The following is a 17,732-nucleotide window of genomic DNA, read 5'->3' as shown; positions in this document are numbered from 1 at the left end:
GGGGTTTTCTTGTTTTTGTGAGACGTAGGTCAAAGATCCCGGCCGCCCCGCTCCCCCAGCGCGACGGCATCGACCCGGTGCGGGTGCGGCTGCCCGCCGACCCGGAGGGGGCCTGGGAAACGGTCCGGGAGCACCTCGTGGAGCGGTTCCGGGGTGCGATCGGGGCCGGGCGGGTGGAGGAGATGGTGCGCGGCGGGCGGTTCCTGACCGCCGATGGGCCGGTGGACGAGGCGCTGGCGTACCGGGCGGGGATGTACGTCTGGTTCCACCGCGACTTCGCCCCCGAGGTGCCCGTGCCGTTCGGGATCGGGATCGTCCACCGCGACGAGCGGATCGTGGTCGTGGACAAGCCGCACTTCCTGGCCACCACGCCCCGGGGGCGGCACGTCACCGAGACCGCCGTGGCCCGGCTGCGGCGCGAGCTCGCCCTGCCCGCGCTCCAGCCCGCGCACCGCCTGGACCGGCTGACCGCCGGTCTCGCCCTGTTCGTGGTGCGTCCCGAGGACCGGGGCGCGTACCAGAACCTCTTCGCCGAGCGGCGGGTGCGCAAGGAGTACGAGGCGGTCGCGCCGTACGATCCGCGCGTGGCGCTGCCGGTGACCGTGCGCAGCCGGATCGTCAAGGAGCGCGGGGTGATCGCGGCCCGCGAGGAGGCGGGCGAGCCGAACGCCGAGAGCCGGATCGAGCTGACCGGGCACCGGGGCGCCCTCGGCCGCTACCGGCTGCTCCCGGCGACCGGGCGCACCCATCAGCTGCGGGTCCATATGAACGCCCTCGGGCTGCCGATCCTCAACGACCCGGTGTATCCGGTGGTGGCCGAGGAGCCCGACCCGGACGACTTCGGCCGGCCGCTGCAACTGCTGGCGAAGGTGCTGGAGTTCACCGATCCGGTGGACGGGCGGGAGCGGAGGTTCACGAGCGGGCTGCGGCTGGCGGCGTGGGACGCGGACGGCCGGGAGCAGTAGACAGCGAGACATCGGATCAATCGGGGGTCGGAGAGCGGAAATTCGGGTCATGGGGGTATCTCGGCGCCTCAGACCTCTGATAAATCTGCTCGTATGCGCGTCACACACCTCGGTGGCAGCGGCTGTGCCGTCACCGCGCTCTCCCTCGGCGCGGCCGGACTCGGCAACCTCCTCGGCGAGGTGTCCGACGCGGACGCCCGGGAGGCGGTGGACGCCGCCTGGGAGGCCGGTGTCCGCTACTTCGACACCGCCCCGCATTACGGTCTCGGCCTCTCCGAGCGCCGGCTGGGCGAGGCGCTGCGCGACCGGCCCCGGGACGCGTACACCCTCTCCACCAAGGTCGGCCGCGTCCTGGAGCCGCTGGAGCGGCCGGACGGCGACGACCTCGCGCAGGGGTTCGCCGTGCCCGCCACCCACCGGCGCCGCTGGGACTTCAGCGCGGACGGGGTGCGCCGCGGCATCGAGGACAGCCTCGGCCCTCTGGGCCTCGACCGGATCGACGCGGTCTTCCTGCACGACCCCGACGACCACGCCGAACAGGCCCTGGCCGAGGCCTATCCGGCGCTGGAGCGGCTGCGCGCGGAAGGGGTCGTACGGCCATAGGCGCCGGGATGAACCACGCGGGGCCGCTGGCCCGGTTCGTCCGGGAGACGGACGTGGACGCGGTGCTGTGCGCCGGGCGGTACTCGCTGCTCGACCAGCGCGCGGCCGACGAGCTGCTGCCCGAGGCCGCCGCGCGCGGCACGAGCGTGATCGTCGGCGGGGTCTTCAACTCGGGGCTGCTGGCCGATCCCCGGCCCGGCGCCCCCTACGACTACGCGGCCGCGCCACCGGCCCCGCTGGAGCGGGCGCTGCGGATCAAGGCGGTCTGCGAGCGCCACGGCGTCCCGCTGCGGACCGCCGCGCTCGCCTTCCCGCTGCGGCATCCGGCGGTGGCGAGCGTGCTGGTGGGCGCGCGTTCGGCGGCGGAGGTCCGGGACGCCGCCGGACGGTTCGGGCGTCCGGTGCCGCGGGCGCTCTGGGAGGAGCTGGGCGTATGAGGGTGGCACTGGGGCCCACCCGCCCCCGCCCCACCGGTCCGGGGTCCACCGCGCCCGTCGTCGACGCGCACCACCATGTGTGGGACCTCGGCGTCCGCGATCAGGAGTGGCTCGCGGCCCCGGGGTTCGCGGGTCTGCGGCGGGACTTTCCCGTCGCGGAGCTGCGGCCCGCTGCCGCCGCCGCGGGGGTCGGTGCCACCGTGGTCGTCCAGACCGTGACGGTGGCCGCGGAGACCCCGGAGCTCCTGGCGCTCGCCGAGGGCGATCCGCTGGTGCGCGGGGTCGTCGGCTGGACCGATCTCACGGCCCCCGGGGTGGCCGAGGAGCTGGCCCGGCTCGCCGCGCTGCCCGGCGGCGACCGGCTGGTGGGGATACGGCACCAGGTGCAGGGCGAGGCCGACCCCCGGTGGCTGCTGCGGCCGGACGTGGGCGCGGGTCTGGCGGCGGTCGCGGCGGCCGGGCTCGCCTACGACCTGGTGGTCCTCCCCCATCAGCTCCCGGCCTGTGTCCGGGCCGCCGAGCGCCACCCGGGCCTGACCTTCGTGCTCGACCACCTGGGCAAGCCGCCGGTGGCCTCCGGCGCGATGGAGCCCTGGGCGTCGGCCGTCCGGGCGCTCGCCGCGCTCCCGCACACGGTCTGCAAGCTGTCGGGCCTGGTCACGGAGGCGGGGCCGGGCTGGAGCGTCGGGGCTCTGCGGCCGTACGCGGACACCGTCCTTCAGGCGTTCGGCCCCGGGCGGCTGCTGTTCGGCTCGGACTGGCCGGTGTGCCTCGCGGTCTCCTCGTACGGCGAAGTCCTCGACACCGCCCGGGAGTTGACGAGGGACCTGAGCCCGCACGAGCGGGCCCAGGTCCTCGGGGGTACGGCCGAGCGGGTCTACGGGCTCAGTGGCCGCGCCTGATCCACTCGTCCAGGTGGGGTGCCTCGGCGCCGATGGTCGTCGCGTCGCCGTGGCCCGTGCGGACGACCGTGTCGGGCGGCAGGGTCAGCAGCCGCTCGCGGATGGAGTCGACGATCGTCGGGAAGTGCGAGAAGGACCGGCCGGTCGCGCCCGGCCCCCCGGCGAACAGGGTGTCGCCGGTGAAGACGGTGCCCAGCTCGGGGGCGTACAGGCACACCGCACCCGGGGCGTGGCCCGGGGTGTGGACGACCTCCAGGCGCGTCCCGGCGACCGGCACCGCCTGACCGTCGGCCAGTTCGCCGTCGGGGGCGCGGTCCGGGTGGGTGAGCTTCCACAGCGGCAGGTCGTCGGGGTGCAGCAGGACCGGGGCGCCGGTGGCCTCGGCCAGCTCGGGGGCCGCGTCGATGTGGTCGTTGTGGGCGTGGGTGCACAGGATCGCGCGCAGGGTGCGCCCGCCCAGGGCGGCCAGGATCGCCCGGGCGTCGTGGGCGGCGTCGACGACCACCGCCTCCTCGTCGTCGCCCACGATCCAGACGTTGTTGTCGACGTCCCAGACGCCGCCGTCGAGGGCGAAGGTGCCCGAGGTGACCAGGTGCTCGATACGGGCGGCCATCAGAAGACCACCACCGAACGCAGCACGTCACCCTCGTGCATCCGCTCGAAGGCCTTCTCTACCTCGTCCAGGGCGATGGTCTCGGTGACGAAGCCGGCGAGGTCGATCCGGCCCTGCTGGTGCAGGTCGACCAGCATGGGGAAGTCCCGCGAGGGCAGGCAGTCGCCGTACCAGGAGGACTTGAGCGCGCCGCCGCGTCCGAAGACGTCGATCAGCGGCAGCTCCAGCTTCATGTCCGGGGTGGGCACGCCGACCAGGACGACCGTCCCGGCCAGGTCGCGGGCGTAGAAGGCCTGCTCGAAGGTCTCCGGGCGGCCGACCGCCTCGATGACGACGTCGGCGCCGTAGCCGCCGGTGAGGGAGCGGATCGCCTCGACGGCTTCCGCGGTGAGGGAGTTGACCGTGTGGGTGGCGCCCATGGCCCGGGCGGTGGCCAGCTTGCGGTCGTCGATGTCGACGGCGACGATCTTCGACGCGCCCGCGAGCCGGGCGCCCACGATCGCCGCGTTCCCGACCCCGCCGCAGCCGATGACGGCGACCGAGTCGCCCCGGCTCACGTTGCCGGTGTTGAGGGCGGCGCCGATGCCCGCCATGACGCCGCAGCCGAGGAGGCCCGCCACGGCCGGGGAGACCGTCGGGTCGACCTTGGTGCACTGTCCGGCCGCGACCAGCGTCTTCTCGGCGAAGGCGCCGATGCCGAGCGCGGGAGAGAGCTCGGTGCCGTCGGTGAGGGTCATCTTCTGCCGGGCGTTGTGGGTGTTGAAGCAGTACTGGGGGCGCCCGCGCAGACAGGAGCGGCACTGGCCGCACACCGCGCGCCAGTTGAGGATCACGAAGTCGCCCGGGGCGACGTCGGTGACGCCCGTGCCGACGGACTCGACCACGCCGGCGGCCTCGTGGCCGAGCAGGAAGGGGAAGTCGTCGTTGATCCCGCCCTGCTTGTAGTGCAGGTCGGTGTGGCACACCCCGCACGCCTGGACCTTCACCACGGCCTCGCCTGGCCCCGGGTCCGGCACCACGATCGTCTCCACCCGTACGGGCTCGTTCTTCCCCGGTGCGATGACCCCTCGGACCTGCTGCGGCATACGTGGACTTCCTCTCTGGCAGCGCCGGTACGCGCGGACGCGTACGGGCGTGAACGTGTACGGGCCCGACCTCCGCACGTTACCGGGTGCGTGGAGAAGGGCGGCACCCCGTGCCGGGGTGCCGCCCTTCTCGTACCGCTCGTACCGCTCGTACCGCCGCTTCGCGCCTAGCGCTCGGCCGCGAGCTCGCCGACCCGCTTGCGGACCAGGAACCAGCCGCCGACCAGCATGCCCAGGATGACGGGCAGGCAGTAGACGGTGGTGCGGCCGACGCCGCCGCCGTACCACATCAGGTACAGGACCGAGGCGAGGAAGACCAGGGTGACGATCTGGGTGTACGGGGCCCAGGGCAGCCGGTAGGAGGGGCGGGTGAGCAGGCCCTCCTGGGAGCGGCGCCAGAAGAGCAGCGAGCAGACCATGATCATGGCCCAGGTGCCGAGGATGCCGATGGAGGCGAAGTTCAGCACGATCTCGAAGGCGTCGTCGGGCATCAGCTTGTTCAGGGCGACACCGGCGGCGCCGAAGGCGGCGGTCAGCAGGACGCCGCCGTAGGGCACCTGGCCCTTGTTCATCCGGGCCGTGAACTTGGGCGCGGAGCCCGCGACGGCCATCGAGCGCAGGATGCGGCCGGTGGAGTACAGGCCGGAGTTGAGGCTGGAGAGCGCGGCGGTCAGGACCACCAGGTTCATCACGCCGGCCGCGCCCGGCACGCCGAGCTTGTCCAGGACGGTGACGAACGGGCTCTGGTCGCCGGAGTAGGCGGTGTACGGCAGGATCAGCGCGAGCAGGACGACCGAGCCGACGTAGAAGATGCCGACGCGCCACATGATCGAGTTGATCGCCTTGGGCAGGATCTTCTGCGGGTTCTCGGTCTCACCGGCCGCGACACCGCAGAGCTCGACCGAGGCGTACGCGAAGACGACGCCCTGGACGACCAGGAGCATCGGCAGCGTGCCCATCGGGAAGATGCCGCCGTGGTCGGTGATGTTGGCCAGGCCCGGGGTGTTGCCGTCGACGCTGTGCTGGGTGGCGACCAGGTAGATGCCGACCAGCATGAAGGCGACCAGCGCCGCGACCTTGACGATCGCGAACCAGAACTCCATCTCGCCGAAGTACTTCACCGAGATCAGGTTGGCGGTGAGGACCACGGCCAGGGCGATCAGGGCGAGGACCCACTGCGGGATGTCGCTGAACATCGCCCAGAAGTGGGCGTAGGTGGCGGCGGCCGTGATGTCGGCCACGGCGGTGGTCGACCAGTTCAGGAAGTACAGCCAGCCGGCCGTGTAGGCGCCCTTCTCGCCCATGAACTCACGGGCGTAGGAGACGAAGGCGCCGGAGGAGGGGCGGTAGAGCACGAGCTCGCCCAGGGCCCTGACCACGAAGAAGGCGAAGACGCCGCAGACCGCGTAGGCGATCGCGAGCGAGGGGCCCGCGCCCGCCATCCGGCCGCCGGCGCCGAGGAACAGCCCGGTGCCGATCGCGCCGCCGATGGCGATCATGTTGATGTGCCGGGACTTGAGGTCCTTGCTGTAACCGGCGTCACCGGCGTCGAAGTGGGGGGTGCCCTGCGTCTGCGCGGGCGCCGACGTCTCGGCCGCAGGCATGGTGCGGTCACTCATGTAGCTGTATCGCCTTCGTGAGGGGTCATACGGTCGTGCGATACCGGGCAGTGCCGGTGCCGTCCCGGCGGTGGCCGGTGATGCGGGGAGAGCGCTGTGGGGTCACCCGCGGCGTGGCTGATTCGGGACATGGTCGCGGCTCGACGGGGCATTTGGCAGTGGCCAATGTCACGTACGGGCAGATCTGTGATGAATCTGAGGTAAATCTGAGCTTTACGGGGCGAGAACGTCCAATTCCTTGAGGGCACCGACGGCGATCTCGCGGGTGAGCCGCTCGGCCCGTTCCGCGTCCCGCTCCCGGACCGCCTCGGCCACCCGCACGTGCAGGGTGACGGCCGCGGGGTCGGGGTCCTCGAACATCACCTGGTGGTGGGTGCGGCCGGTCAGGACCTCGGCGACCACGTCGCCGAGCCGGGCGAACATCTCGTTGCCCGAGGCGTTCAGGACGATCCGGTGGAAGGCCACGTCGTGGACGAGGTAGCCCTCCAGCTGGCGCCCGCGCGAGGTGGCGACCATGCCGAGCGCCTGCTCGGTGAGGGCGGCGCACTGCTCGGGGGTGGCGTGGTGGGCGGCGAGCCCGGCGGCGACCGGCTCCACGGCCGAGCGCAACACGGTCAGTGAGCGCAGCTGGCGCGGCCGGTCGGCCCCGGCCAGGCGCCAGCGGATGACCTGGGGGTCGTACACGTTCCACTGCTCGGTGGCCCGGACCGTCACCCCGACCCGCCGCCGGGACTCGACCAGCTGCATCGATTCCAGGACCCGGATCGCCTCGCGGATCACGGTGCGCGAGACGTCGAAGCGCTGGGCGAGCTCGTCGCCGCGCAGCACGCTGCCGGGCGGGTAGTCGCCTGCGGTGATCGCGCGGCCGAGGGTGTCGAGCACCTGTGCGTGCAGTCCCTGGGCCTGTGTGGTCATGGCCGTAAGGGTACGGGGCGGGGGAACCCGGGCAGGACGGGCGCGCGGACCCGGCGAGCAGAAAAGTATTACTTATTTGTCACGAGGTCTTGAATACGTCGCACCTTTTGGGTTTCAGTAGCGCGACGGACGGATGGCCGGAAACGACCCCCGCCCGGACCACATCGATGTCGACGAAGACAGCGAGGCACCTATGAGCACCCCCCACGTCGTGGTGGTGATGGGCGTGGCCGGCACCGGCAAGACCACGATCGGCCCGCTGGTCGCGCGGGCCCTGGGCGTTCCGTACGCCGAGGGCGACGACTTCCACCCGCCGGCCAACGTCGCCAAGATGTCGGCCGGCGTCCCGCTGGAGGACGAGGACCGCAGGCCCTGGCTCGACGCGATCGGGCGGTGGGCCCACGAACGGGCGGGCCTCGGCGGGGTGGTGAGCAGCTCCGCGCTCAAGCGCGCCTACCGCGACCGGCTGCGGGCCGCCGCCCCCGGCCTGGTCTTCCTGCACCTGACCGGCGACCGGGAGCTCATCGAGCGCCGGATGGGCGAGCGCCGGGGCCACTTCATGCCCGCCGCGCTCCTCGACTCGCAGTTCGCCACGCTCCAGCCGCTCCAGGCGGACGAGGCGGGCGTCGCCGTCGACGTCGCCGGGACCCCCGAGGACATCACCGACCGGGCCGTCGCCGCGCTGCGCCGGCTCCCCGCGTAAGGACCACACCGTGACCAGCCTCAGCGTCGAGATCCTGGCAGCGGACGCGACCGAGCCGATCACCTCGGCGGGCAACGCCCGGCTGGGGATCGCCGTACTCGCCGGCATCGCCGTCATCGTCCTGCTCATCACCCGGTTCAAACTGCACGCCTTCCTGGCCCTGACCATCGGCTCGCTGGCGCTGGGCGCCTTCGCCGGGGCGCCGCTGGACAAGGCGATCACCAGCTTCACCACGGGCCTCGGCAACACCGTCGCCGGTGTCGGGGTGCTCATCGCCCTCGGCGCGATCCTCGGCAAGCTCCTCGCCGACTCGGGCGGCGCGGACCAGATCGTCGACACGATCCTGGCGAGGGCCGGGAAGTCCGGCGGGCGCGCGATGCCCTGGGCGATGGTCGTCATCGCCTCGATCATCGGCCTGCCGCTCTTCTTCGAGGTCGGGATCGTGCTGCTGATCCCGGTGGTACTGCTCGTCGCCAAGCGCGGCGACTACTCGCTGATGCGGATCGGCATCCCGGCGCTCGCCGGACTCTCGGTGATGCACGGGCTGATCCCGCCGCACCCGGGCCCGCTGGCCGCCATCGACGCGGTGGACGCGAACCTGGGCGTCACCCTCGCCCTCGGCGTCCTGGTCGCGATCCCCACGGTGATCATCGCCGGTCCCGTCTTCTCCAAGTACGCGGCGCGCTGGGTCGACATCCCGGCGCCGGACCGGATGGTCCCGGCCCGCCCCTCGGAGGACCTGGAGAAGCGGCCGAGCTTCGTCGCCACCGTCTCCACGGTGCTGCTGCCGGTCGTGCTGATGCTGGTGAAGGCCCTGGTCGACATCGTGGTCGACGACCCGAAGAACCACCTCCAGCGGGTCACCGACGTGATCGGCTCGCCGCTGATCGCACTCCTCGCGGCCGTCCTCGTCGCCCTCTTCACGCTGGGCCGGGCCGCCGGGTTCAGCAAGGAGCGGATCTCCACCACGGTCGAGAAGTCGCTCGCCCCGATCGCGGGCATCCTCATGATCGTCGGCGCGGGCGGCGGCTTCAAGCAGACGCTCATCGACGTGGGTGTCGGCCAGATGATCCTGGACGTCTCCCGGGACTGGTCCATCCCCGCGCTGCTGCTCGCCTGGCTGATCGCGGTCGCGATCCGGCTCGCGACCGGCTCCGCCACGGTGGCCACGATCTCCGCCGCCGGCCTGGTGGCCCCGCTGGCCGCCGACATGTCGACCGGGCACACGGCGCTGCTGGTCCTGGCGGTCGGCGCGGGCTCGCTCTTCTTCAGCCATGTCAACGACGCCGGATTCTGGCTGGTGAAGGAGTACTTCGGGATGGACGTCGGCCAGACGGTGAAGACCTGGTCGGTGATGGAGACGATCATCTCGGTGGTGGCGCTGGGCTTCGTCCTGCTGCTGTCACTGGTGATCTAGCGGAGCACGCCCCTTCTCCAACTCGTCCAGCCACAGCCCGTGTTCCCCGCGGGCCCAGTGGCGCCCCACCGACCCGGTGCGCATGCCACGGCGTGCCTCCGGGTCGAGGAGCGCCATGGCCACATGGCCGCCGAGCACGATGCCGACGGCCAGCGCCAGCCAGTCGTGGACGAAGGTCGAGCCGACCCGCACGGCCAGCGGCGCCAGATGGGTGAACCACATGAACAGCCCGGTGCCGAGCAGGACGAGCGCGGCCCCGGTGATCCACCCGGCGTAGACCTTCTGACCGGCGTTGAACTTGCCCGCCGTACGCGGGCGTCCGTCCCGGGTGAGCGCCGAGCGCAGCCAGCGCCGGTCGTGCGGCCCGAACCGGTTGAGCCGGCGCAGATCGGCCCGGAAGGCCCGCGAGGCGAGCCCCGCCAGGACCGGTACGGGCAGCAGCACGCCCGAGAACTCGTGCACCGTCACCACCAGCTCCCTGCGGCCCACGGCCTCGGCGAGCTGGGGCAGATAGAGCACGGCGGCCGAGAGCACGCACACCCCGAAGACCAGGGCGTTGGCGCGGTGCACCCAGCGCTCGGCCGCGGTGAACCTCCGTACCCGGGCGGCCGGTTCAGCCGGTGGGACGGTCGTCGCGTCCGTTGGACCGGCCGACCCAGGCATCCGTGTCATAGCCCCGCTCCTCCCAGAACCCGCGCCGTACCGTGCCCGTCACGGTGATCCCGGAGAGCCATTTCGCCGACTTGTAGAAGTACATGGGCGCCACGTAGAGGCGGACCGGGCCGCCGTGCGCGTGGGAGACCGGTTTGTCCTTCATGCTCAGGGCGACCAGCACGTCGTCGCGCCGGGCCTGTTCGAGCGTGAGGCTCTCGGTGTACGTGCCGTCGAAGCAGGTGAAGCGGACCGCCCCGGCTCCCTCGCGCACCCCCGCGGCATCCAGCAGCCGGGACAGCCGCACCCCCGCGAACGGGGTGTCCGGCACCCGCCAGCCCGTCACACACTGCACGTCCCGCACCAGCCGCGTCTGGGGCAGCGCCCGCAGCGCGTCCAGGGTGTAGCTGGCGGGGCGGTCGACGAGGCCGTCGAGGGTGAGCCGGTAGTCGGCGGCGCCCCGGTGCGGTACGGAGGCGGCGACCGAGTAGTAGCGGAAGCCGCCGCCGTTGGGCAGCAGCCCGGTCAGGCCGGTGGGGTCCTTCCCGGCGGCGGCGCCGAGGAAGGACTCCAGGCCGCGCTGGAGGGCGGGGGCGGCGGCGACCCCGGCGACGCCGAGGCCGAGCATGCCGAGCACGATCCGGCGGCCGACGGGGGCGCTGCCGTCGGGGGAGCTGACGGCCGGGGCGCTGCCGTCGGGCGGTGGTTCAGGGTTCACCCCCTGATTCGAGCACCGGCGGCCCCCGGGCACCAGGGGCCCCGGCGCACCGTCACCGTTTGGTCAGATCCGGGGCGCGGACGCCCCGGGCCGGATCCGGAGGTCCCGCCCTACGCTCCGGTGCCGCCCCATGCTCCGGTCCCGCCCTACGCTCCGGTGCCGCGCGCCGCCTTCTCCAGTTGGAAGGCCTCGTTGCCCTGGCCGATCCGGGCGTGCGCCTCGGGCCGCACCGCGCGCACGACCAGGCCGTACGCCACCCCGCCCGCGAGGGCGAGCGCGATGATCGAGGGCAGCAGCCAGCTGAGCGAGGAGTCCGGGCCCGCGCCGACGAGGACGTCGAAGTCCTTGACCGTGTAGAGCGCGATGACGAGGAGCGCGACCCCGGCGATGCCGGAGGCGAGCAGCCGCCACACCTGGGCGCCGGCCGCGCCCCGGCGGACGAAGAAGGCGATGACCGCGAAGGAGGCGGCGGCCATCAGCACGATCACTCCGAGCGCGCCCACGTTGCCCATCCAGGTGAACAGGTGCAGCACGGCGGCGGTCGGGTCGCCGGTGGGCCTGTCGTCGGCGACGGCGAAGGCGACGACGACCACGAGCGAGATCACGGTCTGGAGGAGCGAGCCGGAACCGGGGGCTCCGCTGGTGTGGTTGGTGCGGCCGAACGCGGCGGGCAGCAGGCCCTCGCGGCCCATGGCGAAGACGTACCGGGCGACGACGTTGTGGAAGCTGAGCAGCGCGGCGAACATGCCGGTGACGAAGAGGACGTGCAGGACGTCGGTGAAGGTGGTGCCGAGCCGGTCCTCGGTGAGCCCGAACAGCAGCCCGGGGCCGTTCTTGCGGGCCGCGTCGACGATGCCGTCGGGGCCGGTGGCGACGGTGAGCGCCCAGGAGCTGAGGGCGAAGAAGACGGCGGTGAAGCCGACGGCGAGGAACATCACGCGCGAGACGACCAGGTGCGGGCGGCTGGTCTCCTCCGCGTACACCGGGGCCTGCTCGAAGCCGGTGAAGGCGGCGATGCAGAAGCACAGGGCGGTGCCGATGCCCGCGCCGGAGAGGGTGGAGGGGTTGAAGGCGTGCAGCGACAGGCCCTCCTTCGCCGGGTCGGTCACGGCCGCGAAGTCGAAGACGACGACCAGCGCGACCTCGATGACGAGCAGCACGCCGAGGACCTTGGCGTTGAGGTCGATCTTCAGCCAGGCGAGCACACCGACCAGCGCGACGGCCGCGAGCGCCGGGATCCACCAGGCGACTTCGGTGTCGAGGTAGGTGGCGAAGAGGCTGGAGACCTCGAAGCCGAACATGCCGTAGATGCCGACCTGGAGGGTGCTGTACGCGACCAGCGCCACGAAGGCGGCGGCCGCCCCGGCGGTGGGGCCGAGGCCCCTGGCTATGTACGCGTAGAAGGCGCCGGCGTTGTGGACGTGGCGGCTCATCTCCGCGTACCCGAAGCTGAACAGGACCAGGACGGCGCCGAGGATGAGGAAGAGCAGGGGCTGGCCGACGATGCCCATCACGCCGTACGTGGTGGGCATGACACCGGCGACCACCATCAGCGGGGCGCTCGCGGCGAGCACCGACAGGAGCAGGCCCGGGGTGCCGAGCCGGTCGGCGCGCAGGGCTCTCTCCTGCCCCTTGTACGTACGGATCTCATCGGTGTCGGTCGACATGGCGGGGGTGCCCTTTCGGTGGGACGCGGGGGGTGGTGCCGAGCGGGTGGTGCCGTGGAGCCGTGGTGTGGTGGTGCGTGGTGCCGTGAGAGGTGCGGTGGAGGGCCGTGCTAGGCCGTGCCCAGGGCGGCGCTGCGCGCGGCCTGGAAGGCGCGGTAGGGGTCCCGGTCCGGGTACGACCAGGGGGCGGGGGTGAAGTGCCGGCCGATGCGGTGGAAGAGGGCGGCGGCCTCGGCGGGGCGGCCCTCGCAGTGCTTGGCGTGGGCGAGGAAGTTCAGGTCGACCCCGGCCCGGGGGTGGTCCTCGCGCTCCCACTCCAGCCACCAGTCGAAGGCCGACTTGATCACCTGGCGGGCGCGGCGGCCGGTCCAGTGCTCGGAGGCGACCGGGTCGCGCGGGGCGGCGCCCTGGGCGGCGAGCACCCGGTACCGCTCGGCGTGGGCGACCAGCGGGAGCAGGGCGAGCGGGGAGTCGGCGGGGGCGCGGGCGGCGCCGGCGGCGGCGAAGGCGTACACCTCGTGCATCGGGTCGGGGCCGTCCCCCGGGCGGCGCTCGGCGAGCCGGGCGGCCATCAGGTGGTGGGCGTGGTGGTGGTCGGGGTGGCGGGAGCACACCTCGGCGAAGATCTGCTCGGTCTCGTTGTCCGAGCCGTGGCGGCGGGAGAGCGCGAGCAGGGCGAGCCACGGGGTGGGGTCGGCGGGGGCGAGCCGGCCCGCCTCCAGGCAGGCGTCGCGGGCGCGGTCCTTGTCGCCCTTGCCGTTCAGGCAGCGCGAGACGAGGGCGCAGGCGTAGAGCGCGGCGGCGTCGGCGCTGTCCGGCTCGGCCAGCAGCCACTCCCGGGCCCAGGCCGCGGAGGTGGCGGGCTCGCCGAGGACGGTGAGGCGGTGGCCGCGGCGGTCCCAGTCGTCGCCGGTCGCACCCAGCAGCGAGCGGACCCGGGTCCAGCGGCCCTGTGCCAACTGGGCGCGTACGTCGACGAGTTCGGCGTCGTCGAGCGCCGGGTCGAAGGCTCGTCCGCCGCGTTTGCGGGGGCGGCCGAGCGGGGGCGGGGGCGGCATCCGCGTACATCCCGGGGGGTGGTTGGTGTGGTGCGGGTGTGAGGGGTGGGGCTGGTGTGATCGGTGTGGTCGGTGACAGGGTGATCGCGGACAGCAAAGCGGTACCCAAGGCTCCACGTCAAGGTCGGGTGGGTTGCTTTGGGGTTCAACTTGCGGGGGCCCTCCGGGGGTTGCCAGGGGGTGGGTGCGGGCGGGGTGGAGGTGGTTCGCCGGGGGCTGCGCCCCCGGGCCCCGGCTTCGTGTTCGACTGCGGCCCGGTGATGGGCTGGTCGCGCAGTTCCCCGCGCCCCTGAGGTACTCCGCCCCCGGGCGAGAGCCCAGCTCAGCCACAGGCTTTCAGGGGCGCGGGGAACTGCGCGAGCAACCCCCACCGGGCCGCAGACAAAGCCGCGGGCCCTCCCCCGAAGGACTTCCGGTAAGGGGTGGGGCGGGATGCCTCAGGGGCGCGGGGAACTGCGCGACCAGCCCCCCACCGTGCCGCAGACGAAGCCGCGGGGCGTCCCCGGGAGGACGCGCCCCGGTGGGCGCTCGGGAGGCGCACGGGCCCCCGGAGCGCTATCGTCGAGCAAGTTCACCCACCCCGGCCGCACTTGAAGGTGTCCCTCGTGTCGGTTCTCGTCCTCGCTCTCGCCGTGGGCGCGGCCTGCTGTCTGGGCTTCGGGTTCGTGCTCCAGCAGGACGCCGCCCAGCGGGCCCCGCTGAGCGACTTCCTCTCGCCGCGGCTGCTGCTGGACCTCGTACGGGTGCCCCGCTGGCTCGCCGGGATGGGGCTGATGATCGCGGGCATGGTGCTGGGCGCGCTCGCGCTGGGCCAGGGCGAGGTGTCCCAGGTCGAGCCGCTGCTGGCCACCAACCTCTTCTTCGCCATGGCCCTGTCCCGCTGGCAGACCAAGCAGACCCTGGGCCGCCAGGGCTGGGCGGGCCTCACCCTGCTCGCGGGCGGGGTGACCGCCTTCATGGTGGCGGGCCAGCCGGTCGGCGGCGACGACGTGGCCGGGCCCCTGCGGCACTGGCTGATCGTCGGGATCGTCGTCGGGATCGCGCTGCTGCTCACCGTCTTCGCCCAGCGCACCCGCCTCAGCGCCGGCCCCACCCTGCTGGCCGTCGCCGCCGGGTCGCTCTACGGCCTCCAGGACGCCCTCACCCGGGTCAGCGGCGAACGCTTCCGGGCCGACGGCTTCGCCCAGATGCTGATGGGCTGGGAGCCGTACGGCGTGCTGGTGCTCGGGGTGAGCGGCCTGATCCTGGTACAGAGCGCCTTCGAGACCGCCCCGCTGCGCATGTCGCTGCCCGCCCTCACCGCCGCCCAGCCGCTCGCCGGGATCGCCTGCGGCATCGGCTTCCTCGGCGACGAGCTGCGGACCGACGCGGCGGCGCTCGCCTGGGAGGCGTCCGGGCTCGTCGCCATCGTCGCCGGGATCATCCTGCTGGGCCTGCACCCGGCGATGCCGTCGGGCACCCGGCCCAAGGAGCCCGCCCGCGACCTCCAGCCGCACTGAGCCCCTGCCCGGTGGTTGGATGATCCGTATGAGCGTCCCTCCTCCCCTTCCCTCCCCCTCCCCATCCCCCTCCGACGAGATCATCGACATCGTGGACGAGCAGGACCGCGTGGTGGGCAGGGCCGCGCGCGGTGAGGCGTATGCCCGGGGGCTGCGCCACCGTTGTGCCTTCGTCCTGGTCCGGGACGCCGAGGACCGGATCTTCGTGCACCGGCGCACCGCGGCCAAGATGGTCTTCCCCTCGCTGTACGACATGTTCGTGGGCGGGGTCGTCGGCGCGGGCGAGAGCTACGACGACGCCGCCCTGCGCGAGGCGGAGGAGGAGCTCGGGGTGTCCGGGCTGCCCCGGCCCGTACCGCTGTTCCGGTTCCTCTACGAGGGCGGGGCGGACGGGCGGCAGACCTGGTGGTCGGCCGTCTACGAGGTGCGCTGCACCCTGCCGGTGCGGCCGCAGGCCGAGGAGGTCGCCTGGCACGCCTTCCTGCCCGAGGCCGAGGTGGAGCGGCGGCTGGAGGAGTGGGAATGGGTGCCGGACGGGCTCGACGCGTACCGCAGGCTGCGCGCGCACCGGGCCGGATGATCCACCGCGGGTAGTGTGCCGATGTGATCAGCATCGCGCAGACCCTGCGGCTGTGGTTCGCACCCGAGCGCATCGGCGAGGAGGGCGAGACCCCGGACTACCGGTTCTCGCTGGCCAACGAGCGCACGTTCCTGGCCTGGATCCGGACGTCGCTCGCCCTGGTCGGCGGCGGTTTCGCGGTCGACCAGTTCCTGCCGGATCTGCGCCGGGGCGTACGGGTCGGGCTCGCCCTGGCGCTGCTCGTGGCCGGGGTGCTGTGCGCGCTGCGGGCCGTGAACCACTGGGTGCGGTGCGAGCGGGCGATGCGGCGCGGCGAGGACCTGCCCGTCTCCCGCTTCCCGACCCTGCTGAGCGTGGCGGTGGCGGCGGTCGCCCTGGTCATGGTGGTGGTCGTCGTCTTCGGCTGGGCCGGGTGACGGGCGCCGCCGACCGGGACCCCGGCCTCCAGCCCGAGCGGACCCGGCTCGCCTGGCGCCGCACCACGCTGTCCTGCACGGTGGCCGCGGTCCTGGCGGCGAAGCAGGCCCTGCATGCCGGCGGGACGGCCGTCGGCCCGGTCACCGTGGCCCTGAGCGGCCTGGTGTGGCTGGGCTTCCTGGTGGTGGCCCACCGGCGCATCCAGTCCCTGACCCGCTCGGGCCGCCCCGGGGTGCTGCGGCCCCGCGAGGCCGTCGCGGCGGTGGCGTGCGTGGCGGCGCTGGCGGTGTTCGCGGTGGCCCTGCTGCTCTGAACGGCCCGCCCGGGCCCGGACCCCGGCCGAGGGCGGTCACGGACCGCCTCGCGCAAGCGGAGCCGGGCCGCGCGCACTAGCGTGGGAGGCAAGCGATCTCCAGAGGTGAACGATCTCCAGAGGTGAACGCCATGACCGTCCGCCACGAGGAGCACCCCGCCCTCCACGAGCACGCCCACAGCCCCACCTGCGGGCACCGGGCCGTACCGCACGGGGACCACACCGACTACGCCCACGACGGCCATCTGCACCGCGAGCACTCGGGACACTGGGACGAGTGCGAGCCCGCCGGGCACGTCGCCCACGACGGCCACGCGCACGAACACGGCGTCGGCTGCGGCCACCACTCGGTGGTGCACGGCGACCATCTGGACTACGTGCACGACGGCCACCGGCACGCCGAGCACGAGGGCCACTGGGACGACCACTGAGCGGTGACCACTTCGGCGGGGTACCGATCCGGCACCGGCGTCTGGACGACATACCGACTGGTCGGTAGCGTGTCCGTGACACGATCGCCGTCCCCGGAGGTATCCCGCCATGAGCACCGTCCCGCCAGGCCTCGACCCGGAACGGCTGCGCGCCCATCTCGACAGCGTGCGGCCGGGGCTCGTGAACGGACCGCTGAGCGCCCGGCTCGTCGAGGGCGGCCGGTCGAACCTGACGTATCTGGTGACCGACGGCACCGGTCAGTGGGTGGTCCGCCGTCCCCCGCTCGGCCACGTACTGGCCACCGCGCACGACATGAAGCGCGAGCACCGGGTGATCAGCGCGCTCCACCCGACCTCGGTCCCGGTGCCGGAGCCGCTGCTGCTCTGCGAGGACGACTCGGTGCTCGGGGCGCCCTTCTACGTCATGGAGTACGTGACCGGAACCCCGTACCGCACGGCGGAGCAGCTGGCTCCGCTGGGCCCCGAGCGCACCAGGGCCGCGCTCCTCGGCCTGGTGGACACGCTGGTGGAGCTGCACGCGGTGGATCCCGAGGCGGTCGGCCTCGGGGACTTCGGGCGCCCCGAGGGCTTCCTCGACCGCCAGCTGCGCCGCTGGGGCAAGCAGCTCGACGCCTCCCGCAACCGGGAACTGGCCGGCATCGACGAGCTGCACGCGGCGCTCGGCCGCAGCCTCCCCGTCTCGCCCGCGCCCACGGTGATCCACGGCGACTACCGGCTCGACAACGTCCTGGTCGGCGAGGACGACGAGATCAAGGCGGTCCTCGACTGGGAGATGTCGACCCTCGGGGACCCGCTGACCGACCTCGGACTGCTGGTGATGTACAGCGCCGAGATCAAGGTGGAGGACTCGCCCGTCTCCACCACCGCCGGGGCCGCCGGCCACCCCTCCCCCGCCGAGCTGATCGAGCGGTACGCCGCCGGGTCGGGCCGGGACACCTCGGCCATCTCCTGGTACACGGCGTTCGCCTGGTTCAAGCTCGCCGTGATCCTGGAGGGCATCCACTACCGCTACACGCTGGGCCAGACCGTCGGCGCGGGCTTCGACCGCATCGGGGACCTGGTACCGGTCTTCATCGACCACGGCCTCACCACCCTCCAGTCACCGCAGGAAGGCTGAA

The 17,732-nt window shown here is 73.1% G+C and carries 18 protein-coding genes and 1 pseudogene; 11 read left to right on the top strand and 8 right to left on the bottom strand.

Features of this window, described 5'->3' with window-relative positions; genetic code table 11:
- The first annotated feature begins 17 nt into the window (after positions 1-17).
- From AC069K_RS13410 to AC069K_RS13400, 3 genes and pseudogenes are all read left to right on the top strand, one after another.
- The gene (locus AC069K_RS13410) at positions 18-965 is read left to right on the top strand and encodes an RluA family pseudouridine synthase (RefSeq protein ID WP_478615439.1); all 948 of its coding nucleotides are present in this window, start codon (positions 18-20) and stop codon (positions 963-965) included.
- Positions 966-1,058: 93 nt separating this feature from the next.
- Positions 1,059-2,005 (top strand): annotated as a pseudogene (locus AC069K_RS13405) (aldo/keto reductase).
- Positions 2,002-2,907, top strand: coding sequence for an amidohydrolase family protein (locus tag AC069K_RS13400; protein WP_478615436.1), 906 nt, complete (start codon positions 2,002-2,004; stop codon positions 2,905-2,907). Before AC069K_RS13405 ends, AC069K_RS13400 begins: the two are co-directional and overlap by 4 nt.
- Here AC069K_RS13400 and AC069K_RS13395 read toward each other — a convergent pair.
- The 4 genes from AC069K_RS13395 to AC069K_RS13380 form a co-directional block, all read right to left on the bottom strand.
- Complete coding sequence (locus AC069K_RS13395; protein ID WP_365114159.1) at positions 2,891-3,520, bottom strand: MBL fold metallo-hydrolase; 630 nt, start codon at positions 3,518-3,520, stop codon at positions 2,891-2,893. The genes AC069K_RS13400 and AC069K_RS13395 overlap by 17 nt on opposite strands.
- Positions 3,520-4,605: an S-(hydroxymethyl)mycothiol dehydrogenase gene (locus AC069K_RS13390; RefSeq protein ID WP_365114161.1), complete on the bottom strand. Its 1,086-nt coding sequence runs from the start codon at positions 4,603-4,605 to the stop codon at positions 3,520-3,522. The genes AC069K_RS13395 and AC069K_RS13390 overlap by 1 nt, the downstream gene beginning before the upstream one ends.
- Before the next feature lie 167 nt (positions 4,606-4,772).
- Positions 4,773-6,224 carry an amino acid permease gene (locus AC069K_RS13385; protein ID WP_358832795.1) on the bottom strand — a complete coding sequence of 484 codons (1,452 nt, stop codon included), beginning with the start codon at positions 6,222-6,224 and terminating at the stop codon, positions 4,773-4,775.
- A gap of 213 nt (positions 6,225-6,437) precedes the next feature.
- The gene (locus tag AC069K_RS13380; protein WP_358832794.1) at positions 6,438-7,139 is read right to left on the bottom strand and encodes a FadR/GntR family transcriptional regulator; all 702 of its coding nucleotides are present in this window, start codon (positions 7,137-7,139) and stop codon (positions 6,438-6,440) included.
- A gap of 193 nt (positions 7,140-7,332) precedes the next feature.
- Here AC069K_RS13380 and AC069K_RS13375 point away from each other — a divergent pair, with 193 nt between their 5' ends.
- Both AC069K_RS13375 and AC069K_RS13370 read left to right on the top strand, forming a co-directional pair.
- Positions 7,333-7,842 carry a gluconokinase gene (locus tag AC069K_RS13375; protein WP_365114164.1) on the top strand — a complete coding sequence of 170 codons (510 nt, stop codon included), beginning with the start codon at positions 7,333-7,335 and terminating at the stop codon, positions 7,840-7,842.
- 10 nt (positions 7,843-7,852) lie between these two features.
- Positions 7,853-9,259, top strand: coding sequence for a GntT/GntP/DsdX family permease (locus AC069K_RS13370; RefSeq protein WP_478615429.1), 1,407 nt, complete (start codon positions 7,853-7,855; stop codon positions 9,257-9,259).
- Here AC069K_RS13370 and AC069K_RS13365 read toward each other — a convergent pair.
- The 4 genes from AC069K_RS13365 to AC069K_RS13350 form a co-directional block, all read right to left on the bottom strand.
- Complete coding sequence (locus AC069K_RS13365) at positions 9,245-9,931, bottom strand: cytochrome b/b6 domain-containing protein (RefSeq protein ID WP_478615426.1); 687 nt, start codon at positions 9,929-9,931, stop codon at positions 9,245-9,247. The genes AC069K_RS13370 and AC069K_RS13365 overlap by 15 nt on opposite strands.
- Entirely contained in the window at positions 9,873-10,628 is a 756-nt protein-coding gene (locus AC069K_RS13360; protein WP_478615423.1) for a molybdopterin-dependent oxidoreductase, read from the bottom strand. Before AC069K_RS13360 ends, AC069K_RS13365 begins: the two co-directional genes overlap by 59 nt.
- 146 nt (positions 10,629-10,774) lie before the next feature.
- Complete coding sequence (locus AC069K_RS13355) at positions 10,775-12,295, bottom strand: APC family permease (protein WP_478615420.1); 1,521 nt, start codon at positions 12,293-12,295, stop codon at positions 10,775-10,777.
- 110 nt (positions 12,296-12,405) lie between these two features.
- On the bottom strand, positions 12,406-13,353 hold the full coding sequence (locus AC069K_RS13350; RefSeq protein ID WP_365114172.1) for a hypothetical protein: 948 nt from the start codon (positions 13,351-13,353) through the stop codon (positions 12,406-12,408).
- Between the two features lie 605 nt (positions 13,354-13,958).
- Between AC069K_RS13350 and AC069K_RS13345 the strand changes: the two genes are divergently transcribed.
- The 6 genes from AC069K_RS13345 to AC069K_RS13320 all read left to right on the top strand — a co-directional run bounded on the left by AC069K_RS13345 (position 13,959) and on the right by AC069K_RS13320 (position 17,731).
- The gene (locus AC069K_RS13345) at positions 13,959-14,852 is read left to right on the top strand and encodes a DMT family transporter (protein WP_478615416.1); all 894 of its coding nucleotides are present in this window, start codon (positions 13,959-13,961) and stop codon (positions 14,850-14,852) included.
- 19 nt (positions 14,853-14,871) lie between these two features.
- Positions 14,872-15,432, top strand: a complete 561-nt coding sequence (locus AC069K_RS13340) for an NUDIX hydrolase (protein WP_478615413.1) — start codon at positions 14,872-14,874, stop codon at positions 15,430-15,432.
- Positions 15,433-15,455: 23 nt separating this feature from the next.
- Positions 15,456-15,848, top strand: coding sequence for a YidH family protein (locus AC069K_RS13335; RefSeq protein WP_365112208.1), 393 nt, complete (start codon positions 15,456-15,458; stop codon positions 15,846-15,848).
- Complete coding sequence (locus AC069K_RS13330; RefSeq protein ID WP_478615410.1) at positions 15,845-16,162, top strand: DUF202 domain-containing protein; 318 nt, start codon at positions 15,845-15,847, stop codon at positions 16,160-16,162. Before AC069K_RS13335 ends, AC069K_RS13330 begins: the two co-directional genes overlap by 4 nt.
- 131 nt (positions 16,163-16,293) lie before the next feature.
- Positions 16,294-16,593 carry a hypothetical protein gene (locus AC069K_RS13325; protein ID WP_358835903.1) on the top strand — a complete coding sequence of 100 codons (300 nt, stop codon included), beginning with the start codon at positions 16,294-16,296 and terminating at the stop codon, positions 16,591-16,593.
- A gap of 109 nt (positions 16,594-16,702) precedes the next feature.
- On the top strand, positions 16,703-17,731 hold the full coding sequence (locus AC069K_RS13320; RefSeq protein ID WP_365112214.1) for a phosphotransferase family protein: 1,029 nt from the start codon (positions 16,703-16,705) through the stop codon (positions 17,729-17,731).
- Position 17,732: the final 1 nt, after the last annotated feature.

This window comes from Streptomyces sp. NPDC043908 (assembly GCF_056435525.1).
The sequence above is the reverse complement of the archived record's forward strand: the minus strand, read 5'-3'. Positions and strand labels throughout refer to the sequence as shown.